The organism is Mesorhizobium sp. M0800 (genome assembly GCF_040320095.1).
Classification (GTDB): domain Bacteria; phylum Pseudomonadota; class Alphaproteobacteria; order Rhizobiales; family Rhizobiaceae; genus Mesorhizobium.
Map to the genome: position 1 here is coordinate 172,137 of NZ_JAMYOZ010000002.1, position 26,651 is coordinate 198,787.

Here is a 26,651-nt window from a genome sequence, read left to right on the forward strand (position 1 = left end):
GTTCATGAGTCGAATGAAGGAGCGCAAGCTCACGGTACGCAGCATGGCCGGCCGCATGAACATACACTACAGCGCCTTGTCGCGGACACTGAACGGTGAGCGGCGTATGCAGGTCGACGAGATACGCAAGATTGCTGAAATTCTCGACCGGCAGGAAAGCGAGATATTGGTGCACCTCGGAAGTTCCAATGATGCGGCGAGGCCACCGGAGCCTGATCGCCGATCTGGTTTCAAGGAGGGGCAAGTGGATTTCGTGGACGACATGAACGGCAACAAGGAAGAGTACATCGTGCCGCCTCGGGGTGCCGATCCGTTGTTTGGATGCATGGCCGGGACGCTCACCCTGCTTCCGGACGTCGACTATACCGCGCCCGCCGATCCGGATTGGGGCAATGTCTATGACGAGTGAGGGGGTTCTGCTCGACACATGCTTCATGCTGTGGCTGTCAACGGAGCAGCCGGTCACGAGGGCTGCGGTCGAGAAGGTGACCAGCGCACGCAAAAATGGCAGCGTGATCGCCGTTTCCGTGATGTCCGCCTGGGAAATCGGCATGCTTGTAGCCAAGGGCCGGTTGCCATTCATCAAGTCACCGCTCGCATGGTTCGAACGGTTCGTGCAGACCGGGGCAGCGAGCGTCGCGGGGATCGACAGTGAGCTTTTGGTCGAGTCTTCGTTCCTGCCCGGCGTCGTTCACAACAATCCAACGGATCGGATCATCATAGCCACGGCGCGCTCGAAAAACCTCGAGATCATCACCCGCGATCGCGCAATCCTTGCCTATGGCGCGGCCGGCTTCGTCAAAACAGTGCCTTGTTGATTTGGAGACCTCTTTGGAAACCGTGAAGATAAAATCCCCCGTCGACGGTTCGATCTATGCCGAACGGCCTCTTGCCACCGACCAGGCGATCGGTGCCGCGGTCGAACGTGCCAAGGCGGCGCAGGAGAAGTGGGCTGAGACGCCGGTCGTCGAGCGCGGCAAGTACATGCCTGCCATGCTGGAAGCGCTGGTCGCCATGACCGGCGAGATCGTGCCGGAGATCGCCTGGCAGATGGGCCGGCCGGTGCGCTATGGCGGCGAGTTCGGCGGCGTCGGGGAACGCGTCAGCTACATGGTCGAGATCGCCGAGGCGGCCTTGAAGCCCGTCATGGCCTCCAACCCGAAGGACGGCTTTCGGCGCTATGTGAAGAAGATGCCGCTCGGCGTCGTCATGGTGATCGCGCCGTGGAACTATCCCTATCTCACCGCCGTCAACACCATCGTCCCGGCGCTGATGGCGGGCAGCGCCGTCATCCTCAAGCATGCGGCACAGACATTGTTGGTCGGCGAACGGTTTCAGCAGGCGTTTGATAAGGCCGGCCTGCCCAAGGGCCTGTTCCAGAACCTCGTCCTGAACCACGCGCAGACTGAAAGGCTGCTCGGCTCCGGCAAGATCGACCATGTCAACTTCACCGGCTCGGTCGCCGGCGGCCGCGCCATCGAAAAGGCGGCGGCGGGCACCTTCATGACGCTCGGCCTCGAACTCGGCGGCAAGGATCCGGCCTATGTGCTGCCGGACGCAAAGATGGACCATGCCGTTGCCAATCTGGTCGACGGCGCCTTCTACAATTCCGGCCAGTGCTGCTGCGGCATCGAGCGCGTCTATGTCCACGAGAAGGTCTACGATGAATTCGTCGAGGGCTTCATTGCCGAGACCAGGAACTACGTCGTCGGCAATCCGCTCGACCAGGCGACCACCATGGGGCCGATGGCGCAGGCGCGCTTCGCCGACCTGATCCGCGAGCAGAAGGCCGAGGCGTTGCGCAAGGGCGCCAGGGCACACATCAATATGAAGGTGGCCAACGACAGGCCAGGTTCCCCCTATCTGGCGCCGGAAGTGCTGACCCAGGTCGACCACCAGATGAGCGTCATGCGCGAGGAAAGCTTTGGCCCGATCGTCGGCATCATGAAGGTGCGCAACGACGAGGAAGCGATCGCGCTGATGAACGACAGCCCCTATGGGCTGACGGCCTCGATCTGGACGCGCGACACCGGCCATGCGGCGGCGATCGGCGATCGCGTCGAGACCGGCACCGTGTTCATGAACCGCTGCGACTATCTCGACCCGGCGCTGGTCTGGACCGGCGTCAAGGACACCGGCAAGGGCGCGGCACTGTCGGCCATCGGCTACGACAATCTGACCAGGCCGAAATCATACCATCTGCGCGAGGTGATCTAAGGTGGCGATCGACAAGCATGCGATCGCTGTTGAGGGGGAGTAATGGCGGATACACAACAATCGGCGCTGCCAGATCGTGAGGGTCCCGAGGGTATCGGCGGATGGCTTGTCCTGCCGATGCTCGGGTTGATGCTCACGCCGATACTGGGGTTGGTACAACTTCACAATTCCGACTATCTCGGCATGTTACAGAACTGGCAGGCCTACAGTTTGTCTCAAGGTGTGCTGATTCTTGCCGAATTGGTGATATCCGGCATACTAAACCTTACGGCCCCGGCCCTGTTATTGTTCTTCATGTTCAAGCGCTGGCAGATATTCCCCGGCTGGTACATGATTTGGGCATTCGCGATGCCGGTATATGCCGTTCTCGATTCATGGGCTGTGCATCTGGCTTTTCCCACCGTCGTTCCAGAATTGGCCGATGCGTACGACGCAGACACCGTGGGCGGAATTTCGCGCTCGATATGGGCCGCAGTCATCTGGGTTCCGTACATGATGCGGTCGGAACGTGTGGCCAACACCTTTGTGAACTAATGACATCCAAGAGCACGAAAGCAGTCAAGAAGGTCGAAATGACAAAACTCGTTTCCAAATGGAATTACCCGACGACCGTCCGCTTCGGCGCCGGACGCATCAAGGAGCTGCCGGAGGTGCTGGCGGCGACCGGCATCAAGCGGCCGCTGTTCGTCACCGATCCGGGACTGGCCAGGCTGCCGGTGGTGGCCTCGACGCTGAAGATCCTCGACGACGCCAAGGTGCCGTATGGCGTGTTTTCCGAGGTCAAGCCGAACCCGGTGGATTCCAACCTGACCGCCGGCATTGCCGTGTTCAAGAAGGGCAAGCATGACGGCGTCATTGCCTTTGGCGGCGGCTCGGCGCTCGATCTCGGCAAGCTCATCGCCTTCCAGGCCGGGCAGACACGGCCGGTCTGGGATTTCGAGGATGTCGGCGACTGGTGGACACGCGCCGATGCCGATGCGATCGCGCCGATCATCGCCGTGCCGACCACGGCCGGCACCGGCTCGGAAGTCGGCCGCGCCGGCGTCATCACCAATGAAGCGACCCATACCAAGAAGGTCATCTTCCATCCAAAGCTTTTGCCGGCGATCGTCATTGCCGATCCGGAGCTGTCGGTCGGCATGCCGGGCTTCATCACCGCCGGCACCGGCATGGATGCGCTTGCCCATTGCCTCGAAGCCTATTGCGCGCCGGGCTATCACCCGATGGCCGACGGCATCGCCGTGGAAGGCATAAGGCTGGTCTTCGAAAACCTGCCGAAAGCCTATGGCAACGGCAAGGATCTGGTCGCCCGCGCCAACATGATGAGCGCCGCTGCCATGGGAGCGGCCGCCTTCCAGAAAGGGCTTGGAGCGATTCATTCGCTGTCGCATCCGATAGGCGCGCTTTACGACACCCACCATGGCATGACCAACGCCGTGTTCATGCCCTACGTGCTGGCCTTCAACCGAGAGGCGATCGAGCCGCGCATAGCCCGGCTCGCCGCCTATTGCGGCATCAAGGGCGGCTTCGACGGTTTTGCGAAGGCGATCATCAAGCTGCGCAAGGAGCTCAAGGTGCCGCATGCGCTGCCCAGCCTGATCAAGGGGCTCGACATGGACAAGAAGCGCAAGGGCCTGATCGCCGACATGGCGGTGGTCGATCCGACCGCCGGCGGCAACCCGGTCAAGCTGACCAAAAAGGCGGCGCTGACGCTGCTCGAAAACGCCATCGCCGGCACCGTCTGAGACAATTTTCGCATCGGAAATCGACTTGGGAAAAGAGGCAAAGGAAAGGGGGAAAGATGAAAGGCAAGATCGAAACTAGTTAGCCGGAAAAAGAATCGCGAAGCGATTGCTACAGCCGGTTAAAAAGAGTTTACTTTTTCATACTGCGGGGCATCGCTTTCACAAAGCTTTCATCTGGCTGTCACACGAAAAAGATACCGCATCGCAGGCGTCCAACGGCGTCAGTTCAACGGAGAGAACACATGTTCAAATTCACGGGAAAACTGCTTTCCCTTTCGGCCGTCGCCCTGATGGCGACCTCTGCCATCTCGTCGGCCCAGTCCATGGATGAACTGGTCGCCGCAGCCAAGGCTGAAGGCCAGCTCACCACCATCGCGCTGCCGCATGACTGGTGCGGCTACGGCGCGGTCATCGACGGCTTCAAGGCAAAATATCCGGGGATCACCGTCAACGAGCTCAACCCCGATGCCGGCTCCGGCGACGAGGTCGAGGCGATCAAGGCCAACAAAGACAACAAGGGCCCGCAGGCGCCCGACGTTATCGACGTCGGCCTGTCCTTCGGCCCGACCGCAAAGAAGGATGGCCTGATCCAGGCTTATAAAGTATCAACCTGGGACTCGATCCCGGACAGCGCCAAAGATGCCGATGGCTTCTGGACCGGCGACTATTACGGCGTGCTTTCGTTCCTGGTGAACAAGGACCTGGTCAAGGAAGCGCCGGCCGACTGGGCCGACCTGCTGAAGCCGGAATTCGCCAATACGGTGGCGCTCGCCGGTGACCCGCGCGCTTCGAATCAGGCCATCCAGGCCGTCTATGCCGCCGGCCTTTCCGGCGGTGCGGCTGCCGGCGAAGCCGCCGGCACGGCTGGTCTCGACTTCTTCAAGAAGCTCAACGCCGCCGGCAATTTCGTGCCGGTCATCGGCAAGCCCGCGACGCTTGCCCAAGGCCAGACGCCAATCCTGGTGACCTGGGATTATAACGCGCTTGCCGGCCGTGATACGCTGAAGGGCAATCCGCCGGTCGACGTCGTCGTGCCGAAGACCGGTGTCGTCGCCGGCGTCTATGTTCAGGCGATTAGTGCCTACGCGCCGCACCCGAATGCTGCCAAGCTATGGCTGGAATATCTCTATTCCGACGAAGGCCAGATCGGCTGGCTGAAGGGCTATTGTCACCCGATCCGCTTCAACGACCTCGCCAAGAATGGCAAGCTCCCGGCTGACGTGATGGCCAAGCTGCCGCCGGCCGAGTCCTATGCAGCCGCGGTGTTCCCGACGCTCGACGAGCAGGGCAAGGCCAAGGAAGCCATCACCAAGAACTGGGATGCCGTCGTCGGCGCCAACGTCAAGTAAGACTTGAGATCAGCCGGGCGGCTTAGATCGCCGCCCGGCATACCTCCAGGACGGTAGCCGGCGCATGACCGATATCTCGTTGTCCGATCACGCTGTTGCCGGGAAGACCGCGCCTCCTGCCGACGCCCGCAGCATGAGGCTGCCGACGCAATGGCTTGGCGTTGCGCCTTTCTTCATCTTCGCCATCATGTTCTTGATCCTGCCCACGCTCTATCTGATGCTGGGCGCATTCCGGAACGATGCCGGCGAATTCACTTTCGAAAACATAGCGGCCTTGGCGCAGCCGTCGATCGTTGCCGCCTACTGGATCTCAATCAAGGTCAGCCTCGCCTCGTCGCTGATCGGTGCTTTCGCGGGACTTGCCATTGCCATCGCCATCGTGCGCGGCGGGCTGCCGGAGTGGATACGCTCGGCGACACTGACCTTTTCCGGCGTGGCCTCCAATTTTGCTGGCGTGCCGCTGGCCTTCGCCTTTCTCGCGACGCTCGGCCGGCTCGGGCTCGCCACGGTGCTGCTCAACGTCTTGGTCGGCTTCAACATTTATGCCCATGGTTTCAACATCCTGTCGTTCTGGGGCCTGACGCTGACCTATGTCTATTTCCAGATCCCGCTGATGGTGGTGATCATCGTGCCGGCGATCGATGGGCTGAAGAAGGAATGGGGCGAAGCGGCGGCAACGCTTGGCGCGACCCAGGCGCAGTTCTGGCGCATGGTCGTCATTCCGGTGATCTGGCCAAGTTTCCTCGGCACCGTCATCCTCTTGTTCGCCAACGCCTTCGGTGCCATCGCCACCGCTTACGCTCTGACCGGCTCCTCGCTTAACATCGTCCCTATCCTGCTCTACGCGCAGATCCGCGGTGACGTGCTGCACAATGCCCATCTCGGCTACGCCATCGCCTTCGGCATGATCGTCATCACTGGGCTGGCCAATGTCTTCTACATCTGGTTCCGGACGCGCTCTGAGAGGTGGCTCAAATGAAGTCCGGCAGATTCTGGGCCTGGATCGTCTTCGCGCTGGGCGCGGCCTATTTCTTCATTCCGCTGATCGCGACCGTGGAATTCTCCATGCGCATGCGGCGCGGCGCGTATTCCTTCGATGCCTATCAGGTCGTGCTCGGCGATCCCCGCTTCCAGGCGACCTTCATCTATTCGGTGGTCGCCGCCATCTTCACCATCGTCCTTGGCGTGCTGGTGGTGGTGCCGGCGGCGTACTGGATTCGTCTGCGGCTGCCGCAGCTAAGGCCCGTCGTCGAGTTCATCACGCTGTTGCCGCTGGTCATCCCGGCCATCGTTATCGTCTTCGGCTACATCAGAATGTACGGGTCGAATTCACCGCTGCCGTTCCTGGCCAGCGACACAGGAGCCAATGCCTTGCTGGTCATCGGTTATGCGACACTGGCGCTGCCCTATATGTATCGCGCCGTCGATACCGGGCTTCGCACCATCGACGTGCGGACACTGACCGAAGCGGCGCAGATCCTCGGCGCCGGCTGGGGCACGATCATCACTCGGGTCATCCTGCCCAACGTGCTGATCGCGGTGCTGTCGGGCGCCTTCCTGACCTTCGCCATCGTCATCGGTGAATTTACCATGGCCAGCCTGCTCAACCGGCCTGCTTTCGGACCCTATCTGCAGAACGTCGGCGCCAACCGCGCCTACGAGCCGGCGGCGCTTGCCATCATCGCCTTCGCCATCACCTGGGGCTGCATGTCGCTGATCCAGATCCTGTCGCGTTTCGCGCCGCGATCGGCGAACCGTCCGAACTGACCCGAAGGAAAAAGCCATGACCGAGCCCTTCCTCTCAATCCAGCATGTGCGGAAATCCTTCGGCCCCATCACCGTGGTGCAGGATTTCAACCTCGACGTCGAGCCGGGCGAATTCGTCTCGTTCCTTGGCCCGTCGGGCTGCGGCAAGACGACGGTGCTGCGCATGGTCGCCGGCTTCGAGGAGCCAAGCGCCGGCAAGGTCGTCGTGGCTGGCAAGGACATCACCCGGCTGAAACCCAATCAGCGCAATATCGGCATGGTGTTCCAGGCCTATGCGCTGTTTCCGAACCTCACGGTGGCACAGAATATCGGGTTCGGGCTGAAGGTCGCCGGTATGCCAAAGGCCGATGCCGACAGGCGCATTGCCGAAATGCTCGACATCATCAAGCTGCCGCAGATGGGCGACCGCTATCCCTATCAGCTCTCCGGCGGTCAGCAGCAGCGCATCGCGCTGGCGCGGGCGATTGCGCCCAAGCCGAAACTGCTGCTGCTCGACGAGCCGCTGTCGGCGCTCGACGCCAAGGTGCGCGTGTCGCTGCGCGAGGAAATCCGTTCGATCCAGAAGAAGCTCGGCATCACCACCATCTTCGTCACCCACGACCAGGAAGAGGCGCTGTCGATCTCCGACCGCATCGCCGTCATGTATGGCGGCAAGGCCGAGCAGGTCGGCACGCCGTTCGAGATCTACAACCGGCCGGCAACCAAATTCGTCGCCAATTTCGTCGGCACGCTGAACGTGCTCGAAGGCACAGTCACCGACGCCGCTTCGGGCAAGGTGCGCGTCAACTCGCAAGAGGTCTCGCTCAAGGGCAAGCTCAACGGCTCGAAATCCGGCGACACGCTGTCGCTGGCGTTGCGGCCCGAGGCGATCTCGCTCGGCCGACACCCCGGCCGCGATTCCAGCCTTTCGGGCGAAATCGCCGAGGTGCATTTCCTCGGCTCGGTCATCCGGGTTCGCGTCGGCATCGGCGGCAGCACGGTCTCGCTCGACACGTTCAACAGTCCGGCCACACCGCCGCCGGCCGTCGGCGAAAAGGCCGAGATTTCGTTCTCGTCGGGCGACATGCTGGTTCTGCATTAGGAGAAGAGTGAATGGTGAATAGTGAATAGTGAATAGTGAATGCGCTTTACGCGCCGAAATTCCTCTGCACGCAGCCATTCACCATTCACGAGCAGCCAAAGCCGTCGTCGTTTTTGCAGTGCCAATCGCCCGGCTTCACCGCTACGATAGGGCATGGCGCTTTTTGAACTCACCCTTGTCCTGCTTCTCATCGCGGTCGCCCTGACCGCGCTGTCGCGGCGTCTGCAGATTCCCTATCCGTCATTGCTGGCGCTGGCCGGCGCCGGCATCGCCTTCCTGCCGTTTGCCCCGACCATCGAGATCGACCCGGAGCTGGCGCTCGCTCTGTTCATCGCGCCGGTTCTGCTCGACGCGGCCTATGACACGTCGCTGCGCGATCTCAACCGCTACAAGGTTTCGCTCATCCTGCTGGCGCTTGGCGCCGTCATCTTCACCACCGTGACGGTCGCGCTGGTCGGCTGGACGATGGCAGGCCTGCCCATTGCCGCGGCCACAGCACTCGGCGCGATCGTGGCGCCGCCCGATGCGGTGGCGGCGGCGGCCGTGCTCGGACAGTTCAAGGTGCCGCACCGCATCACCGCCATCCTGGAAGGCGAGAGCCTTCTCAACGACGCCACGGCGCTGCTGATCTACAGGATGTCGGTTTCCGCAGCCGCCGGCTCCATCCTGTTGAGCAGTGCCGTTCCAATGATCCTGCTGTCGACGGTCGGCAGCCTTGCCGCAGGCTATGTGCTCGGCCGGTTGTCTCTCGCCATACTCGGCCGCATCGACGACCCGGCGAGCGGCACCGTGGTGCAATTCGCCTCAACCTTCGGCGTCTGGATCCTGGCCGACAGGATAGGGCTTTCCGCCATCATCACGATCGTCGTCTATGCCATGACGATCGCACGTACATCGCCGCGCCGCATGCCGGCAAGGAATCGTGTCAGCTCCTACTCGGTCTGGGAGACGGCGGTGTTCGTGCTCAACGTGCTGGCGTTCGTTCTGATGGGCCTGCAAGCGCGGTCCATCGTCGGCCGACTTGCCGAGCAAGGACAAAGCGAGGCGTTCGTCTTTGCCCTGGCTGTGCTGGCCGTCGTCATCGTATCGCGGCTCGTCTGGGTTCTGGGCTGCGGCGCGATCCTCAGAGCGCTGGCCCGTCTGGGAGACGAGGACAGGCGGAAGGACGCACCGACATTCCGCGGCGGCGTGCTCATCGGCTGGTGCGGCATGCGCGGCCTGGTGACGCTTGCGGCAGCCTTCGCCTTGCCGGCCGACTTTCCGGGCCGTGATCCGATCGTGCTCGCCGCTTTCACGGTCGTGCTCGGCACATTGGTGCTGCAAGGCGTCAGCCTGAAACCGTTGCTGCTTCTGCTCAATCTCGACCTCGACCGGACGGTCGACCGGGAGGTGGCGCAGGCGCGCGTCGCCATCATGCAGGCGGCGCTGGACGTGCTCAGCGGCAAGACATCCAGCGCGGCCGGGGCGGTGCGAGAGCAATATGCCGCCCAGCGCGCCATCGCCGAAAACCCGGAGGATGCCCAGGCTGCGACCGAGTATGACAGATTGCGTCTTTACGCCATCAAGAGCCAGCGCGATGCGCTGGAGCGTTTGCGCATCGACGGAACGATCGGCGACGAAGCCTACCACCGCCTTGAGGAAGAAATCGACTGGTCGGAACTGGCAGCATCCCCGCCCGGTCGGTTCCAGCCGCTGACCACTTAGCATCTGGCCCAAGCTCCCTCCGCTCGGCTGCACATTGCAAGGCTGTCAGCGAACGGCTACTGCCAGCAGGAAACTGAGCCGGATAAGCAATGAAGCTGGTCAGCTATAACATCCAGTACGGCTTCGGCAGCGATGGCCGCTACGACCTGGCGCGTTGTGCCAAGGTCGTGGCCGGCGCCGACATCGTCGCCTTGCAGGAGGTGGAACGGCACTGGTTGCGCAGCAACGAGGACGACCAGCCGGAACTTCTTTCGCAATTGCTGCCCGACTATCATTGGGTCTACGGGCCGGCCTTCGACATGGATGCCAGCCACCGGCGTGAAGGCCGCATCGTCAACCGGCGGCGGCAATTCGGCACCATGGTTCTGTCGAAGCTGCCGATCGTCTGGTCGCGGCTGCATACCCTGCCGCTCAGGCGCACGCTGCGGCCGCTCAACACCCGCAATGCCGCACTCGAATGCATGATCCGCACCCCTGCCGGTCCGGTGCGGGTGCTGTCGTTGCATCTGGCGCATATCGCGGCCGAGGAGCGGCTGGAGCAGATCGACTATTTGCTCGCCGAGCATCGCCGCGCGCCGTCCGAGGGCGGCCCATGGAGCGGCGCCGACGACGAGCCGGCGCGCAACTGGAGCAATGGCGAACAGGAGCCAGAAAACCCCGTAGCGGCGATCTGGTTGGGCGACTTCAACATGGAGCCGGATAGCGCCGAGTACCGGCGCATTGTCGGCAGCGCGCCCTATCATCGCGGTGCCGCCTATCTCGACGGTTTTGTCGATGCCGCCGCCGTCGCAATGGAACCGACAGCGGATTTCCACACCCATGTGAAGACTATCGATGGCAGGCTGGCAAAGCGCCGGCTCGACCATTGCTTCGTCGGCGGCATGTTTGCCGGGCGCGTGCGCTCGGTCAGCGCCGATATCGGCCAAATCGCTTCCGACCATTTTCCGCTCTGGGTCGATATCGACCTGGAGACGCCGATCGTCATCGGGACGGGCGGCGGATGAACCGCCGATGAGCCTGTTTGTCTTTTTCGCGGTGCTCGCCGCCGCTTCCATGCATGCGATCTGGAACGCGCTGGTCAAGGTCCATCTCGACCGTTTCCTGTCGATCACACTGATGACGCTCGGCATGGGTGTCGCCGCGCTGGTGACGTTGCCTTTCGTCGAGGTGCCGAAGCCGGAAGTGTGGCCATACATCCTCGCCTCGGTTGTCTTCCACATGGGCTACAGGACGTTCCTGATCGGCGCCTACAAGGCCGGCGATTTCGCCCAGACCTATCCGCTGGCGCGCGGCACCGCGCCATTGCTGGCCGCTTTGGGGGGCGTTGTGGTGGTTGCCGAGATGCCGGCGCCGCTCGCCATTCTCGGCATCCTCTTGTTGTCGGCGGGCACGCTGGTGCTGTCGTTTCGCGGCGGCGCGCATCTGGAGAAATTGAACCTGCGCGCCGTCGGCTTCGCGCTGGGCACATCGATCTTCATCGCCAGCTACACGCTGTCGGACGGCAGCGGCGCGCGGCTGGCCGCCACCGCGTCGAGTTATGCCGCCTGGCTGTTCGTCTGCGATGCGCTGTGGGCGCTGGTGCTATGCGTCGTCTTTCGCGGCCAACAGGCGCTGCCGGTGCTGGCGCGCGACTGGAAGGCCGGAATCTATACCGGCGTGCTCAGCGGCGGCGCCTACTGGATCGTGATGTGGGCGATGACCAAGGCGCCGATCGCCTCGGTGGCGTCGCTGCGCGAAACATCGATCCTGTTCGCCATGATGATCTCGGTGTTCGCGCTCGGCGAGAAGATGACGGCATGGCGAGGTGCCGCGGTGCTTAGCATCGTTGCCGGCGTCGTTGCGCTGAGAATGGGATAGTCACGCGATCTCCAGGTCAAACACCATCAGCCCGTCGGTGCCGCCTTCGAGCGCCGCGACCAGTTTTGCGCCGGCTCGCTGATGCGCTTCATGCTCCAGATAGGCATCGCGTGCCGCAGCGTCGCGAAAGTCGATGGTGAAGCCGTGCGTGAAGCCGCGGGCGAAGGGTTCCGGGCTGGTATTGGCGCTGAATTCGACCTTGCCCATGCCGTCGATCACCGCCCGCAACGCTTCGAGATCGGCATGGATTGCTGCGCGCTCGGCGTCGGCGACATCGTTGCGAAATCTGACGAAGACACAGTGCCTGATCATTCTTTGTCCCTCATGCCGCTCGGTTGGTGGAAAACACCGCCGGCGGCAGCGGCTCGCGGCCAAGGATCAGATCGGCGCCTTTTTCGCCAACCATGATCGTCGGGGCATTGGTGTTGGAGGAGGGGATGCGCGGCATCACCGAGGCGTCGCAGACGCGCAGGCCCTCGATACCGCGCAGCTTGAGATCGGGCGTCACCACGCTCATCGCATCGTGGCCCATGCGGCAGGTGCCGACCGGGTGGTGGTCGGTCTTGGAACTGCGGCAGGCGTAGTCGAACAGCTCGTTGCCGCTCTGCAGGTCGGGTCCCGGCAGTACCTCGCGCAGTACATAGGGCTGCAGCGCCTTCTGCCGCATGATCTCGCGCGCCAGCCTCAGCCCCTTGATCGACATGTCGCGGTCATAGGGATCGGACCAATAGTTCGGATCAATCAGCGGGCGGTCGGCCGGGTCGGCACTGTTCAGCCGCACGGTGCCGCGCGAGCGCGGGCGCAGGAAGGCCGAGTTCAATGTCACGCCCGGATTGTTCAGCTTCTCGACGCCGGCCTCTATGCCGGAGCCGAGACCGAGATGCAGCTGGATGTCGGGAGAGGCGGCGGTCGGATCGGCGTACCAGAAGCCGCCGGTCTCGAACAGGCTGGAGGCTACCGGGCCTTTCTTCAGGAGCAGATACTGCAGGCCGGCCCAAGCCGTCCAGTGCAGCTTGGCGTAGTTGTCGTAGGTGTGATCGCCGGTGCATTCGGCGATGACGAACAGGTCGAGATGATCCTGCAGGTTGGAGCCGACGCCGGGCAGATCGTGCACCGGTGTCACGCCGACCGCCTTCAAATGGTCGGCCGGGCCGATGCCCGACTGCATCAAAAGCTTCGGCGAGCCGATGGCGCCGGACGAGACGATCACCTCGCGCTCGGCGCGCAGGATCGTTGGCTGGCCGCCCGGCCCGTCGACGATCTCGACGCCGACGGCGCGGCCCTTGTCGACGACGATGCGTGTCACCAGAACGCCGGTCCTGACGGTGAGATTCTTTCGCTCGCGGATCGGCCGGAGATAGGCGACAGAGGCGGAGGAGCGCTTCGCGTCCTTCTGCGTCAATTGGTAATAGCCGACGCCCTCCTGGGCTACCCCGTTGAAGTCGGGATTGAAGGGGATGCCCATCTCCTGTCCGGCACGGAAATAGGCCTCGCAGATCGGCAGCGGCGCGATCGGGTTCGACACGCCGAGCGGGCCTTGGTCGCCGTGGAAATCGTTGGCATAACGCTGGTTGTTCTCCGCGCGTTTGAAATAGGGCAGCACGTCGCGATAGCCCCAGCCGGCAAGACCTTCTTCCTTCTCCCAGGCGTCGTAGTCGCGGGCGTTGCCGCGCGTGTAGATCTGCGCGTTGATCGACGAGCCGCCGCCGATCACCTTGGCCTGCGTGTATCGGAAGACGCGGTCGTTCATGTGCTTTTGCGGCACCGTCGACCAGCCCCAGGCGGCGATGCCCTTGGTCATCTTGGCAAAACCGGCCGGCATGTGGATCAGCGGATGCCAGTCCTTGCCGCCGGCTTCGAGCAGCAGCACCTGATGCGACGGATCTTCGCTCAGCCGGTTGGCGAGTACGCAGCCGGCCGGGCCGGCGCCGACGATGATGTAGTCGGTCATGGCGTCACCCTGTTCATAGCCTCGGCACCGACAGCGCGCCGTCGACATTGATGACCGAGCCGGTCGAAAAGCCGAGCGTGCCGCCGGCCAACGCCGCCACGGCGGCGCCGACATCATCCGCTGCGCCCCAGCGCATTGCCGGCACCAGCCCGCCGTCGATCAATCCGTCATATTTGGCGGTGACACCCGCGGTCATGTCGGTGCGGATGATGCCCGGGCGCACCTCGAACACGGCGATGTTTTCGGTGGCAAGCCGCAGCGCCAGGTTCTTCACCCACATCGAAAGCCCAGCCTTGGAGATGCAGTAATCGGAACGTTCCGGCGAGGCCATGGCGGCGCTGACCGAGGTGATGGTGATGATCGATCTCGCACCATCGCTTGGCAGGCCGAGCATCGCTTTGGCGACGGCCTGGCTGAGGAATACGGTGCCGCGCAGATTGATGCCGAGCACCCGGTCGAAATTTTCGGGCTTGAGCTCGAGCAGATCGCCGCGCAGGACGGCGCCGATGCCGGCATTGTTGACCAGGCAGTCGATGCGGCCGAAGGCGCTTGTCGCGGCATCAATCAGCGCTGCGTGGCCGTCGAGGTCGGCGATGTCGCTGCTGGCATAGGCGAACTTCGCGCCGCGCCCGGTGATGTCGGCGGCGAGCCCGTCGGCGGCTTCGTCGGCAAGGTCTGAGAGGAGGATGTCGAAGCCTGCGTCGGCCAGCGCCCCGGCGCAAGCAAGGCCGATCCCGCGCGCGCCGCCGGTGACGATCGCTGCCGGGCGGCTCATGTTGCAAGCTCCGTCTTGCGGATATGATCGGCGACGCGCAGCGCCTGTGCGGCGATCGACAGCGCCGGATTGACGGCGGCCGAATTCGGCAGGAAGCCGGCATCGACGACGAACAAATTGCTGTGGTCGAAGGAGCGGCAGAACGGATCCAGCGGCGAGGTCGCCGGATCGTTGCCCATCTTCACCGTGCCGCACTGATGTGAGGGCGTGCGCTTGTCAAACGGACGCGACAGGACGATCGGATAGCCGCAGGCGCGGAAATTCTCGCGCATCACCTTGGTCAGTCCGTCGAGCGACTGCATGTTGGAGCGCCGCCACTGCATGACGATGTCCTTGCCGTCGACCATGATGCGGCTCTCGGGATCGGGCAGGTCCTCGCACATCAGATACCAGTCGACGGCGTGGCCGGCCATGAAATCGAGCGCGAATTTGGGCGCGCGCCTGACATTGGCCTTGAGGATGTTGCCGTCGATCTTGCCGAGGAGCTGGACATTGCCGAGCGGCTTGCCGCCCTTGCCGTCGGACAGATAATAATCGTTCAGCATCAGCGTCTTCTGGTAGACGGATCTGTTCCGGCGGCGTGGATCGATCGCCAGCATGGCGCTCGAATTGTGGTTCATGAAGTTGCGGCCGACCTGGTCGGAGCGGTTGGCCAGGCCTTTGCCGCCGCCTCTGCCCTGAGGGGTGGGCGAGCGCAGCAGGATGGCGGCTGAATTGACCGCGCCGGCCGACAGGATCACCAGCTTTGGCGCGACTTTCTTCAGCGCACCGTTCTGGCGGTAATGGACGGCGATGATCGTCCTCGCATCCGGCGATGCCTCGAGATATTCGACATGGGCGCCGGTCTCGAGCTTGATCTTCTGGTCGGCAAGGGCGGCGGCCAGCGGTCCCGTTTGGGCGTCGACCTTGCCGGTCCCGGTGTTGGGAAACGCGTCCCACGGCGTGCTGCCGTCTTTCAGCCAGGCTTCGATGTCGACGCCGAGCGGCAGCGATGCCGGGTGCAGGCCGAGGCTCCTGAGCTCGGCGCGGGCGCGCGCGATCGGCGGCTCGTCGGGTACCGGCCCGAAAGGGTAGGGCATCGAGTGGAACGGCTCGGTCGGGTCTTCACCCAGCGCACCGCGCACGCGGAAAAGCTGCTCGGCCCTGGAATACCAGGGTTCGAATTCCTCATAGGAAAACGGCCAGGGCGGCGAGATGCCGCCATAATGCTCGATCTCCGAAAAGTCTTGCCTACGGTAGCGGATCAGCACCGCGCCGTAGAATTTCGAATTGCCGCCGACATAGTAGTAATTGCCCGGGTTGAAAGGCGCTCCGCCGGCCTCGAGCCACATCTCCTTCGGTCGATAATGGCCGTCGACGAAGATCGCGCGGGTGTCGCGTTTGTGCGGCGTTGCTGGCAGTGGTTCGCCGCGCTCCAGCATCAGGATCGAAGCGCCACCGCCGGCAAGGCCGGAGGCGATCGTGGCGCCGCCTATGCCGGAGCCGATGATGACGATGTCGGGATTTGTCATGGCCGTTAGACGATGCGTTTCTCGGTCGCCGGATCGAAGAACACCGCCTTGGTCAGGTTGAAGGCGAGCGGCGTGACCGTGCCGGGCTGGATTTTGGCATCGGCGCGCAGCCGCGCCACCACCGCCTTGCCGCCGAGATTGGTGACCGCGAACGTATCCGAGCCGGCCGGCTCGATGACCTCGATGTGACAGTCGGCGCGGGCGATGTTCGAGGCGTTGCGTTCGGCACCCTCGGGATCGGTCAGTGCTTCCGGGCGGACGCCGAAGATGATCGGTTTTCCCTGGAATGCCGACAGGCCGGCCGGCGCATTGCCCAGCGGCAGCGAGATCGGCTGGCGCGCCTCGCGCTCCATGACGACGGAGAAGCCGCTGCCGTTGCTGCCGATCGTCGCCGGGATCAGGTTCATCGCCGGCGAGCCCATGAAGTCGGCAACAAACAGGTTGACCGGATTGTTATAGATTTCGGCTGGCGTGCCGAACTGCTGCACCTCGCCGTCGCGCATCACCGCGATCTTGGTGGCCAGCGTCATCGCCTCGATCTGGTCGTGGGTGACGTAGACGATGGTGGTGCCGGTGGTGGCGTGCAGGCGCTTGATCTCGATGCGCATGTCGACACGCAGCTTGGCGTCGAGATTGGACAGCGGCTCGTCGAACAGGAACAGCTTTGGATCGCGCACCAGCGCCCGGCCCATGGCGACGCGCTGGCGCTGGCCGCCGGAAAGCTGGCTTGGCTTGCGCTTCAGCAAATGGCCGATCTGCAGGACCTTCGCCACCTTGTCGATCGCCTTCTGGCGCTCGCCGGCCGGCACGCCGCGCATCTCCATGCCGAAGGCGATATTCCCGGCGACCGTCATGTTCGGATAGAGAGCGTAGCTCTGGAAGACCATGGCGATATCGCGCTTGGAGGGGTGGAGATCGTTGATCGTGCGTCCGTCGACGCGAATTTCGCCTTCGGTGATGGTTTCCAGGCCGGCAATGGTGTTGAGCAACGTGGACTTGCCGCAGCCGGAAGGCCCGACCAGCACGAGGAAGCCGCCCTTTTCCAGGTCGAGGTCGATGCCTTTCAGGATCTCGACCGCTCCGAAACGCTTCTTCAGCCCGTCAATTTCCAGAAAAGCCATGCGATTATCCTTTGACGGCGCCGGCCATCAGGCCGCGCACGAAATAGCGGCCGGCGAGCACGTAGACGAGGAGCGTCGGCAGCGCGGCGATCATCGCCGCCGCCATGTTGACGTTGTATTCGACGACGCCGGTCGAGGTGTTGACGACGTTGTTCAGCGCCACCGTCATCGGCATCACGTCGCCGGAGCCGGCATAGGCGGAGGCGAAGAGGAAGTCGTTCCAGATGTTGGTGAACTGATAGATCACCGTCACCACGATGATCGGCAGCGAGTTGGGCAGCATGATGCGCCGGAAGATCTGGAAGAAGCTGGCGCCGTCGATCTGCGCCGCCTTCACCAGCTCGTTCGGAAACGCTTCGTAATAATTGCGGAAGAACAGGGTCGTGAAGCCGATGCCGTAGACGACGTGGACGAACACCAGGTTCACGGTCGGATTGCCGAAGCCGAAGGTAAGGCCGGTCGCATTCTGCAGCTTGACGCCGAACCGGCCGAAGCTGCCGAGGATCGTTGCCATCGGCAAGAGGACCGACTGGAACGGGATGAAGCAGGCAAACAGCATCAGCCCAAACACCAGCGTCGCCCCGCGAAAGCGCCACTTCGTCAGCACATAGCCGTTGAGCGCGCCGAGCAGGGTCGAGATGATGACGGCCGGAACCACCATCTTGATCGAGTTCCAGAAATAGCCCTTCATGCCGACGCAGGTGAGACCCGAGCAAACTTCGCTCCACGCCCTTATCCAGGGTGCGAAGGTCGGCGCCTGCGGCAGCGCCAGCATGTTGCCGTTCTGTATCTCGTCCATGGTCTTGAACGAGGTCACCAGCATGACGAACAGCGGCATCAGGTAGAACAGCGCAAACAGCGCCAGCAGCCCGTAGATGACGATGCGATTAATAGTCCTGGCGCTGATACCGCCAGTGCCCTGGCGGGCAGGCGTTGCCAAGGCGCTCATCGCGGCTTCTCCCTGAGCTCGGAGTAGAGGTAGGGAACGATGATCGCGGTTATGGTCATCAGCATGATCACGGCGCTGGCCGAGCCGACGGCCATTTCGTTGCGTTTGAAGGTGTATTCATACATGAAGTTCGACGGCAGCCAGGCCGAGCCGCCAGGCCCGCCGCTGGTCAGCGCGACGACCAGATCGTAGGACTTGATGGCGAGATGCGCGAGCACGATCAAGGCCGAAAGGAAAATGGGCCGCAGCAGCGGGATGACGATGCGGCGGTAGAGCTGGAAGGTAGTGGCGCCGTCGATCTGCGCCGCTTTCATGATCTCGCCGTCGATGCCGCGCAGACCGGCCAGGAACATCGCCATGATGAAGCCCGACGCCTGCCAGACGCCGGCGATGACCACCGTGTAGATGACGAAATCCTTGTTCTTGATCCAGTCGAAATGGAAGCTCGTCCAGCCCCATTGGTGCAGCGTCTGCTCGAGGCCAAGGCCGGGGTCGAGGAACCATTTCCAGGCAACGCCGGTGACGATGAAGGACAGTGCCATCGGGTAGAGATAGATCGGCCGCAACATGCCTTCGCCGCGGATCTTCTGGTCGAGCAGGATGGCCAGGAACAGGCCGAGCGCCAGGCAGATGAAGATGTAGAGAAAGCCGAAAATGCCCATATTGGTGATCGACGTGTACCAGCTCGATGGCGGGTCGATGTCGAAGGTCCAACGCCACAGCCGCTGGTAGGCGCGCGGGCCGGTGATGGCATAGGACGGGAAGGTCTTGGAATTGGTGAAGGACAGATAGATCGTCCACAGGATGAAGCCGTAGACGAAGACGATGGTGATGGCGAAACTCGGCGCCAGCACGATCTTCGGCAGCGCATCCTGCAGGCGCGAACGCACCGAGGCGCGCGGACGAGCATTGTGCTCCGGCGTCAGCTTGATCTGGCTTGTCGCAACCGTACTCATGAGCTCCTCCCGTTCTGGGTCGTCCGTGCTTTCACCGCCAAGCGGGAAGACGGCCCGGTGCAGACGGGGTTTTGATCGACCGCGTGGTCGACCATATCTGCGGATTGGAACCTTCCCCGCCGGAGCGGGGAAGGTCTTTTTCGTGCGTGGCCTTACCTGGCGTCGTCGATTGCCTTGACCAGTTCGGTCACGGCCTCGTCCGAGGTCTTGATCTGGCCGTGGACGAACTTGGTCACGACATCCTTGTAGGCATTGGCGATCGCGGGCGGGGCGCCATAGCCCTGGGCCAGCGAACCGAACAACGTGCCCTTCTCGTTGGCGGCCTTAAGGTCGGCGATGCCCTTCTTGCCGCAGGCGTCGAAGTCGGTGTCCGGTACGTCGGTGCGGGCCGGAACCGAGCCCTTGACGACGTTGAAGGCCGACTGGAAGCTCTTCGACAAAGTGGCGGTGGCAAGTGCGGCTTGGGCGGCCTTGCGGTCGTCAGATACGTCGAACATGCCGAACACGTCGGAATTGTAGACGACGCTGCCGTCGGTGCCCGGGAAGCGGTAGCACAGGAAATCGGTACCCGGGATCTTGTTGGCGGCGTGGAACTCGCCTTTGGCCCAGTCGCCCATGACTTGAACCAGGGCATCCCCCTTGATGACCATGGCGGTGGCGAGGTTCCAGTCGCGGCCCGAGAAGTTCGGGTCGACATAGGTGACCAGCTTGGCGAGGTTGTCGAACGACTTCTTCATCGTGTCGGACTTGAGCGATGCGTCGTCGAGGTCGTTGAAGGCCTTCTTGTAGAACTCAGGTCCGCCGGTCGACAGCACGACCGAGTCGAACATGGTGGCTTCCTGCCAGTTCTGGCCACCGAGGGCGAGCGGAATGACGCCGGCCGCCTTGGCCTTGTCGAGCAGCGCAATAAGGTCGTCGAAGGTCTTCGGCTCGGTGCCGCCGATCTTGTCCATCACAGCCTTGTTGATCCACAACCAGTTGACCGAATGGACGTTGACAGGCACCGCGACCCATTTGCCGTCATAGACGGTAAACTTCTGCAGCGCCGCGGGAACAGCCTTGTCCCAGCCCTCCTTGACGGCGATAGCGGTGATATCGCCCATCTTGCCGGCCGCCGCATAGTCGAGCGCGGTGTAGCCGAGCATCTGCGAGGCGGTCGGCGGATTGCCTGCAGCCACCATTGCCTTCAGCGCAACCATTGCGGGGTCACCGCCACCGCCGGCCACCGGCACGTCCTTCCAGGCAAAGCCTTCCTTGGCCAGATCCTGCTTGAGCACGTTCAGAGCGGCAGCTTCGCCGCCCGACGTCCACCAATGCAGCATCTGGACTTCCTTGACGTCCTCGGCATGGGCCGCGAACGCAACGCCCGATGCGAGAGCCGTCCCGATAAGCAGTTTGCGCAACATGTACTTCCTCCCTTGTTGAACTTACACGACCGGCGGATGCCCACCGGGTTCTTCCCAACTCAGCCGACCCACCATCCGGTGCGCTGGCCGCGATGAAACTGGATTGTCTTTTCCTCGGTATAATCCTCGACGGCGCGCTTGCCGAGTTCGCGTCCGAGACCGGACTGCTTGTAGCCGCCGAAAGGCAGCTCGGGATAACCCTCCATGAACGTGTTCACCCAAACGGTTCCCGAACGCACATTCCGCGCCACCGACATGCAGGTATCGATGCTGGCGCTCCACACGCCCGCCGACAGACCATAGGGCGTGTTGTTGGCGATGTGCAACGCCCTTTCAATCGATTCAAAAGTCAGCACCGAGAGCACCGGACCGAACACTTCCTCGCGTGCAATGGTCATGTCTTCGGTGACGTCGCGAACGATGGTCGGATCAAGATACTGGCCGGCGCTCGAAGCAAGCTGATTGCCGCCGCTACAGATCCGGCCGCCGCCGTTTTCCGCTGCCGTCACGTAGCCGGTGACCTTGGCCATATGGTCGGCGGAGATCATCGCGCCGACCTTGGTGCGGTCGTCGAGCGGGTCGCCGACAACCACCTTGGCGGTGAGGGCTTTGACGGCGCCGAGGAACTCGTCGGCGATCGCCTCATGGACGATCAGCCGGCTGCCGGCATTGCAGCATTCGCCGGCATTGAAGAAGCCGCCGAACACCGCCGCGTCGGCGGCGGCCTCGAGGTCGGCATCGGAAAAGACGATCTGGCCGTTCTTGCCGCCGAGCTCCATCGCGACTTTCTTCAGCGAGTTGGCGGCAGACGCCATGGTCATCTTGCCGACGCGGGTGGAGCCGGTGAACGACACCATCTCGACCAGCGGATGGCTGACCATCGGTGCGCCGACATCGGCGCCCAACCCGGCAAGGATGTTGACGACGCCGTCCGGCAAGCCGGCCTGCATCAGGATCTCGCCGAGCACAAAGGTCGAGGCCGAGGTCATCTCGCTCGGCTTGACCATCGCCGTGCAGCCGGCGGCGAGCGCGAAGGGTAGTTTCTGGCTGACGATAAGGAACGGGAAATTCCACGGCGTGATGATGGAGACGACGCCGATCGGTTCGCGCAACACGACGCCGAGCATGGCATCGCCGAGATTGGCGTAGCTTTCGCCGTGAAGCGTCCGCGCAAGTGCCGCGGCATAGCGCCAGATGTCGACGGCGCCGCCGATCTCGTCGCGCGCCTGCGCAATCGGCTTGCCGGATTCCAGCGCGTCGAGCCGGGCAATCTCGTCCAGCCGCGCCTCGATCAGGTCAGCAGCCTTGAGCAGGATCGTGGCGCGTTCGGCGGCCTTCATGCGCGGCCACGGGCCGGTCTCGAAGGCCCTGTGCGCGGCCTGAACTGCCGCCTCTACGTCCGCCGCGCCGGCCTGTGCATAGCGCGAGACGGTGAAGCCGTGGCCGGGGCTGCTGCGCTCGAGTGTGCGGCCGTCCTGGGCGTCGATGAACTTGCCGCCGATCAGCAGCCGGTAGCTTTTCGGCGCTGCGGCTGCCTCGGCGGGCATGGCGATGTTGAGGGGTGCGTTCATGTGATTTCCAGGTTCCTAAGATCTTGAGAACGCCGGCTTCTGCTTGGCCTTGAAAGCCTCGACGCCGGCCCTGAGATCGCTTGTCAGCGCGATGAAGCCGCTGGCCAGCGCTTCGGTCGCGGCAGCACTCTCTTCGCCCTCGGCGATTGTAATCATCAGCTTGGCGGCTTCGGTCGAGAGCGGGCCGCGCTCGGCGATCTTGCCGGCCCAGGCCTTGGCTTCGGCGAACGCCTTACCGGTCTCGACCACCCGGTCGACAATCCCCAGAGCAAGAGCCTCGGTAGCCAGAAACACTTCGCCGCCGAGCGCCATCCGCCGCACTGCCTGCGCACCGAAGCGGCGCACGGCGCGCTGGGTGCCGGACCAGCCGGGAACGACGCCGATCGAGGTTTCGGGGAACCCCAACTTCACCTGCGTTTCCGCCACGCGAAAGTCGCAAGCCGCCGCCAGTTCCAGCCCGCCGCCCAGCGCATGGCCGGCAAGAACGGCGATCGTCGGCTGCCGCAGCCGCGCCAGCCGGTCGAAGACGCGGTGGCCGTAGCGCACCCATTGCACCTGGAAATCGGCAGCGCTCATTTCTGCCCAAGCCTCGACGTCGCCGCCGGCGCAAAAGCCCTTGCCTTCGCCGCAGACCAGCACGACGCGGACGCCGGTTGCTGTCTCGGCCTCGTCGAGTGCCGCTTCCAGCGCCCGCAGCATCGGAATATCGAGCGCGTTGAATTTCTCCGGCCGGCGCAGCGTGACAATGCCGATGGCGCCGTCGGTTTCAAAGGTTACCAGACGCTCAGCCATGTGCGCCTCCAAGCGACGCGCCGCCATTGAGCGATAGGCCGATCGGCCGGTCCCGGTAGAGCGCATCCGGCGTCACTTTCAGGTCGTTAGCGACGGCGAGCGGGATCTCGGCCTGCGCCAGCACATCGCGCTCAAGGTCGATGCCCGGCGCCAGCTCGGTCACCATCAGCCCTGTCGGCGTCAGCTTCATCACGCAGCGCTCGGTGACATAAGTGATGTCTTGTCCCTGCGCGACGGCACGCTTGCCCGAGAAGGAGATATGCTCGACCTCGCCGACGACTTTCTTGACCTTGCCTTCCTGGTCGATGCGGATGCCGCCACCGGCAAGCGACAACTTGGCGCCGGCGTTGAAGAAACCGGAAAAGACGATCTTCTTCGCTCGCGCGGTGATGTCGACGAAGCCGCCGGCGCCGGCGGTGACATGGGGCCGCGCCGAAAGCTTCGAGACATTGACGGACCCGTGCCGGTCGATCTGCAGGAAGGACAGCAGCGAGGCGTCGAAGCCGCCGGCCTGGAAATAGATGAACTGGTGCGGCGAGGGCATGAAGGCGTCGGCGTTCGACGAGCAGCCAAACTTGAAGTCGAGCAGCGGCACGCCGCCGACCGCGCCCTGTTCGATGACCCAGGTGACCTTGCCGTGCTGGCCTTCCTCGAGCAGGATGCGCGGCACATTGGCCGAGATGCCGAAGCCGATATTGACCGCCATGCCGTCGGCAAGCTCCATGGCGACGCGGCGCGCAATGACCTTCTGGACGTTCATCTCGGCGTTGCGAAAGCTCGATAGCGGCCGGAAGATCTCGCCGGAGATGGCCGGATCGTAAGGCGTCAGCGTCGTCTGCAACTGGTCGGGCGCCACCACGATATGGTCGACCAGCACGCCGGGCACGCGCACATTGTGCGGCTTCAGCGTGCCGTTCTCGACGACGCGCTTGACCTGCGCGATGACGATGCCGCCATTGTTGCGGGCGGCCAGCGCCTGTTCGAGGCCGCCGAGATAGGCACCCTCATGCTCATAGGTAAGGTTGCCGCGCTCGTCCGCCGTGGTGGCGCGGATGATCGCGACCTGCGGTACGATCGAGCGGAAATAGAGCCATTCCTCGCCGTCGAACTGCTGCACCGAAACGATCGGCTCGCTGGCGGCAGCATTCATGGCGCAACCCTGATGGCGCGGGTCGGCAAAGGTATCGAGCCCGACCTTGGTCAGCACGCCGGGGCGCTTGGCCGCGGCCTCGCGATGCATGTCGAACAGGATGCCGGACGGCACGTTATAGGCGGCGACCGAATTGTCGCCGATCATCTTCCAGATCTGCGGCGGTTCCGACGACGACGGCCCGGACGGATAGGAGCCGCACAAAGTGCGCTTCAACAGGCCGGGCTTGGCTAGATGGTCGATGCCCTTGATGCCGTACATGTCACCGGCGGCGATCGGGTGCAGCGTCGTGATGTCCCTGGGATGGCCTTCGGCGTCGAAGCGCTCGCCGATCGCGGCAAGCACCGCATCCGGGCAGCCGAGGCCGCTCGACGATGACACGGAAACGACCACGCCATCCCTGATCAGGCCGGCAGCCTCAGCCGCGGAAACGAGCTTGCTCACGCTGCGCTCCCGAGCTTCGGGTCGATGGCAACGGCGTTTCCGGACCTGGCCGACTGCAATGCCGCTTCGGCTGATGTCAGCGACCAGACGCCGTCCTCGCCGGTGGCGGACGGCTGGCCCTCGCCGCGGATCGCCGCGTGGAATTGGCGCAGCGAACGGGCATAGAGGTCTTCGCGGTCGAAGCTCAATTCCTCCTCACCCTGTGCCGTGCGAAGCAACACAGAGCCGAGCGGCTTCTGCGTCATCACGTCCTTGGCGATCAGCGAGCCTTCGCTGCCATGCACCTCGAAGCCGCTGCCGGCGAATTTGGTGGTAAAGCCCTCGTGCGACTGGGCGATGACGCCCGATGCGAAGCGCCAGAGGCACATGGCGCCGTCTTCCAGTCCGCCGGCGGCCATGCCGGCCGATTGCGTGAATGCCGAGATCTCGACCGGATCGTCGCCGAGCACGAACCGCAGCGCATCGGCATCGTGGACGGTGATGTCGAGCACCACGCCGCCGCCGGCGTCCGGCCTGGCGATGCGCCAGCCCTGCAGGTGTTCCGGCAGATAGACGGAGTGGAAGACGCGCGCGGCGATCGGCCTGCCGACGCGGCCGGCAGCGATCGCTTCGCGCATCGCCCGATGCGAGCCCGCATTGCGCAGGTGGTGATTGGTGCCGAGCACGACGCCGGCGGCCCTGGCCGCCGCGACCATCTTGCGCGCGTCGGCGCTGGTCAGCGCCAGTGGTTTTTCGCAAAGCACATGCTTTCCCGCCTCGATGGCGGCGAGTGCCTGTTCGAGATGCAATTCGTTAGTGGTCGAGATGTAGACGGCGTCGATATCGGATTTGAGCAGGGCGTCGAGCGTCGAGACCGCCGCCGGAATGCGGTTTTCACTGGCGTAAGTGGCGGCGCGCTCCGGGCTGGAGCTCATCACCGCGGCGATCTCGCCGTCCTTCTGCGCGCGGATGGCGCCGATCATGAACTGTCTTGCGATCGTGCTGGCGCCGATCAGCCCCCAACTGACGGTCATGCCGCGTCTCCCATTCCTGCACAGCCATGCTCCTTGCGATCGGGGCCGCAGCTTTCCCTGACCACGAGGTTGACGGCGCCGATATGATCCTCGGCGCGCGTGGTGCGCGATTGGATCATCTTCAGCACGACATGGGCGGCGCGCTCGCCGAGGCCGGCGGTGTTCACCGCGACGCTGGTCAGCGCCGGCATATAGTGCTCGGCCTCGGCGACGTCGTCGAAGCCGACGACGGCAAAGTCCGCGCCGGGTTCCAGGCCGCGCTTGCGCAGCGCCAGCAAGACGCCGAAGGCGACCGCATCGTTGAAGCAAAGGGCCGCGGTCGGCGGCGCGGCCATGGCAAGTGCGGTTTCCAGGCAGGCAATACCGCCCTTGCGGCTGGTTTCGCCCTCAAAGACCAGCCTGTCGGCCGGTTCGATGCCGAGCGCTTCACAGGCCTCGCGAAAGCCGCCCAGGCGCTCGTGATAGACGACAAGGTCGGACGAGCCGCCGAAGAAGGCCAGCCGGCGATGGCCCTTGCCGATCAGATGGGCGGTGGCGAGATAGGCGCCGCGATGATTGTCGGGCGTGATCACCGGGATACGGCTTTCGGGGAGCCGGCGCATGACGAAGACGACCGGAACGCCTGCGGTCTCAAGGCGACGGAACGCGCCAGGCGTGGTGCCGCGCGCCGGCGACACGACGAGCCCGGCGACACCCTGCTCCATCAACGATTTCAGAACCTCTTCCTGGCGCACCGGGTTTTCAGCCGTATTGGCGATGAAAGGCACGACGCCGGCCGACTGGAAGACGCGCTCCATGCCGACCGCGAGCTCGGCGAAAAACGGATTGGTGAGATCGTTGATGACCATGCCGATGACGTTGGAATGGGCCTTGCGCAGATTGGCGGCGCCGCGGTTGTAGACATAGCCGACGTCCTCGATCGCCTTGCGCACCTTGAGCGCGGTTTCGGGCCGGATCAGCCCGCTGCCTTGCAGCACCAGCGATACCGTCGATTTGGACACGCCCGCCTCACGGGCGATGTCGAGTATCGTTGCCTTGGCCCGGCTGGCCATCCAGATCTGTCCTCCCGGTGGTTTCTTGTGCGATTTTATTGGAACGATCTAATCCCTGCGGCGCATTTGAGTCAATCGCGTTTTTGCGAACCCGGGAAAAATGCGGCTCGGTGGCGCAATCCTCCGGCAAGCAGGGCTTTCGGCTGCTGCGATGCAGCAACTTTCGTTGCGCGAGGCAGGGGGCAAAATATCTTGATTTGTTGGAACGTTCCATTTAATAGGCGTTGGTAAGGGAGAGAG

General features: G+C 63.6%; 25 protein-coding genes. 12 read left to right on the top strand and 13 right to left on the bottom strand.

The window, feature by feature from the left end; genetic code table 11:
• Positions 1-13: 13 nt before the first annotated feature.
• From NKI18_RS03305 to NKI18_RS03360, 12 genes are all read left to right on the top strand, one after another.
• Complete coding sequence (locus NKI18_RS03305; RefSeq protein WP_352568171.1) at positions 14-409, top strand: helix-turn-helix domain-containing protein; 396 nt, start codon at positions 14-16, stop codon at positions 407-409.
• Positions 393-818, top strand: coding sequence for a type II toxin-antitoxin system VapC family toxin (locus NKI18_RS03310; protein ID WP_352616324.1), 426 nt, complete (start codon positions 393-395; stop codon positions 816-818). Before NKI18_RS03305 ends, NKI18_RS03310 begins: the two co-directional genes overlap by 17 nt.
• Positions 781-2,217 carry an aldehyde dehydrogenase family protein gene (locus NKI18_RS03315; RefSeq protein WP_352616321.1) on the top strand — a complete coding sequence of 479 codons (1,437 nt, stop codon included), beginning with the start codon at positions 781-783 and terminating at the stop codon, positions 2,215-2,217. Before NKI18_RS03310 ends, NKI18_RS03315 begins: the two co-directional genes overlap by 38 nt.
• 42 nt (positions 2,218-2,259) lie before the next feature.
• Positions 2,260-2,751, top strand: coding sequence for a DUF2569 domain-containing protein (locus NKI18_RS03320; RefSeq protein ID WP_352616318.1), 492 nt, complete (start codon positions 2,260-2,262; stop codon positions 2,749-2,751).
• Between the two features lie 38 nt (positions 2,752-2,789).
• Entirely contained in the window at positions 2,790-3,962 is a 1,173-nt protein-coding gene (locus tag NKI18_RS03325; RefSeq protein WP_352616315.1) for an iron-containing alcohol dehydrogenase, read from the top strand.
• Positions 3,963-4,204: 242 nt separating this feature from the next.
• On the top strand, positions 4,205-5,311 hold the full coding sequence (locus NKI18_RS03330) for an ABC transporter substrate-binding protein (protein ID WP_352506366.1): 1,107 nt from the start codon (positions 4,205-4,207) through the stop codon (positions 5,309-5,311).
• A 64-nt stretch (positions 5,312-5,375) separates the two neighbouring features.
• Positions 5,376-6,290: an ABC transporter permease gene (locus NKI18_RS03335; RefSeq protein WP_023675356.1), complete on the top strand. Its 915-nt coding sequence runs from the start codon at positions 5,376-5,378 to the stop codon at positions 6,288-6,290.
• Positions 6,287-7,078: an ABC transporter permease gene (locus tag NKI18_RS03340; RefSeq protein ID WP_352568166.1), complete on the top strand. Its 792-nt coding sequence runs from the start codon at positions 6,287-6,289 to the stop codon at positions 7,076-7,078. Before NKI18_RS03335 ends, NKI18_RS03340 begins: the two co-directional genes overlap by 4 nt.
• 16 nt (positions 7,079-7,094) lie before the next feature.
• A complete protein-coding gene (locus NKI18_RS03345; protein ID WP_352616310.1) occupies positions 7,095-8,159 on the top strand; it encodes an ABC transporter ATP-binding protein in 1,065 nt (354 codons plus the stop codon).
• A gap of 153 nt (positions 8,160-8,312) precedes the next feature.
• Positions 8,313-9,863, top strand: a complete 1,551-nt coding sequence (locus NKI18_RS03350; RefSeq protein WP_352616308.1) for a cation:proton antiporter — start codon at positions 8,313-8,315, stop codon at positions 9,861-9,863.
• 89 nt (positions 9,864-9,952) lie between these two features.
• Positions 9,953-10,867, top strand: coding sequence for an endonuclease/exonuclease/phosphatase family protein (locus NKI18_RS03355; RefSeq protein WP_352568164.1), 915 nt, complete (start codon positions 9,953-9,955; stop codon positions 10,865-10,867).
• Positions 10,868-10,874: 7 nt separating this feature from the next.
• Complete coding sequence (locus NKI18_RS03360; RefSeq protein WP_352616306.1) at positions 10,875-11,720, top strand: EamA family transporter; 846 nt, start codon at positions 10,875-10,877, stop codon at positions 11,718-11,720.
• Here NKI18_RS03360 and NKI18_RS03365 read toward each other — a convergent pair whose 3' ends face one another.
• The 13 genes from NKI18_RS03365 to NKI18_RS03425 form a co-directional block, all read right to left on the bottom strand.
• Positions 11,721-12,032: a Dabb family protein gene (locus NKI18_RS03365; RefSeq protein WP_352448247.1), complete on the bottom strand. Its 312-nt coding sequence runs from the start codon at positions 12,030-12,032 to the stop codon at positions 11,721-11,723.
• 10 nt (positions 12,033-12,042) lie between these two features.
• Positions 12,043-13,671, bottom strand: coding sequence for a GMC family oxidoreductase (locus tag NKI18_RS03370; RefSeq protein ID WP_353018844.1), 1,629 nt, complete (start codon positions 13,669-13,671; stop codon positions 12,043-12,045).
• 13 nt (positions 13,672-13,684) lie between these two features.
• The gene (locus NKI18_RS03375) at positions 13,685-14,446 is read right to left on the bottom strand and encodes a 3-ketoacyl-ACP reductase (RefSeq protein WP_352616302.1); all 762 of its coding nucleotides are present in this window, start codon (positions 14,444-14,446) and stop codon (positions 13,685-13,687) included.
• Positions 14,443-15,957: a GMC oxidoreductase gene (locus NKI18_RS03380; RefSeq protein WP_352616299.1), complete on the bottom strand. Its 1,515-nt coding sequence runs from the start codon at positions 15,955-15,957 to the stop codon at positions 14,443-14,445. The genes NKI18_RS03375 and NKI18_RS03380 overlap by 4 nt, the downstream gene beginning before the upstream one ends.
• Before the next feature lie 5 nt (positions 15,958-15,962).
• Positions 15,963-17,078 carry an ABC transporter ATP-binding protein gene (locus NKI18_RS03385; RefSeq protein WP_023675366.1) on the bottom strand — a complete coding sequence of 372 codons (1,116 nt, stop codon included), beginning with the start codon at positions 17,076-17,078 and terminating at the stop codon, positions 15,963-15,965.
• A 4-nt stretch (positions 17,079-17,082) separates the two neighbouring features.
• Complete coding sequence (locus tag NKI18_RS03390; protein ID WP_352524645.1) at positions 17,083-18,027, bottom strand: carbohydrate ABC transporter permease; 945 nt, start codon at positions 18,025-18,027, stop codon at positions 17,083-17,085.
• Complete coding sequence (locus NKI18_RS03395) at positions 18,024-18,983, bottom strand: carbohydrate ABC transporter permease (protein WP_352524644.1); 960 nt, start codon at positions 18,981-18,983, stop codon at positions 18,024-18,026. Before NKI18_RS03395 ends, NKI18_RS03390 begins: the two co-directional genes overlap by 4 nt.
• A gap of 152 nt (positions 18,984-19,135) precedes the next feature.
• A complete protein-coding gene (locus tag NKI18_RS03400) occupies positions 19,136-20,389 on the bottom strand; it encodes an ABC transporter substrate-binding protein (protein ID WP_352524643.1) in 1,254 nt (417 codons plus the stop codon).
• 59 nt (positions 20,390-20,448) lie between these two features.
• Positions 20,449-21,960, bottom strand: a complete 1,512-nt coding sequence (locus NKI18_RS03405; RefSeq protein ID WP_352616295.1) for an aldehyde dehydrogenase family protein — start codon at positions 21,958-21,960, stop codon at positions 20,449-20,451.
• 15 nt (positions 21,961-21,975) lie between these two features.
• Positions 21,976-22,752: an enoyl-CoA hydratase/isomerase family protein gene (locus NKI18_RS03410; RefSeq protein ID WP_352616292.1), complete on the bottom strand. Its 777-nt coding sequence runs from the start codon at positions 22,750-22,752 to the stop codon at positions 21,976-21,978.
• A complete protein-coding gene (locus NKI18_RS03415; RefSeq protein ID WP_352616290.1) occupies positions 22,745-24,346 on the bottom strand; it encodes an acyl CoA:acetate/3-ketoacid CoA transferase in 1,602 nt (533 codons plus the stop codon). The genes NKI18_RS03410 and NKI18_RS03415 overlap by 8 nt, the downstream gene beginning before the upstream one ends.
• A complete protein-coding gene (locus tag NKI18_RS03420; RefSeq protein WP_352616288.1) occupies positions 24,343-25,359 on the bottom strand; it encodes a Gfo/Idh/MocA family protein in 1,017 nt (338 codons plus the stop codon). Before NKI18_RS03420 ends, NKI18_RS03415 begins: the two co-directional genes overlap by 4 nt.
• Entirely contained in the window at positions 25,356-26,411 is a 1,056-nt protein-coding gene (locus NKI18_RS03425) for a LacI family DNA-binding transcriptional regulator (RefSeq protein WP_352588151.1), read from the bottom strand. The genes NKI18_RS03420 and NKI18_RS03425 overlap by 4 nt, the downstream gene beginning before the upstream one ends.
• Positions 26,412-26,651: the final 240 nt, after the last annotated feature.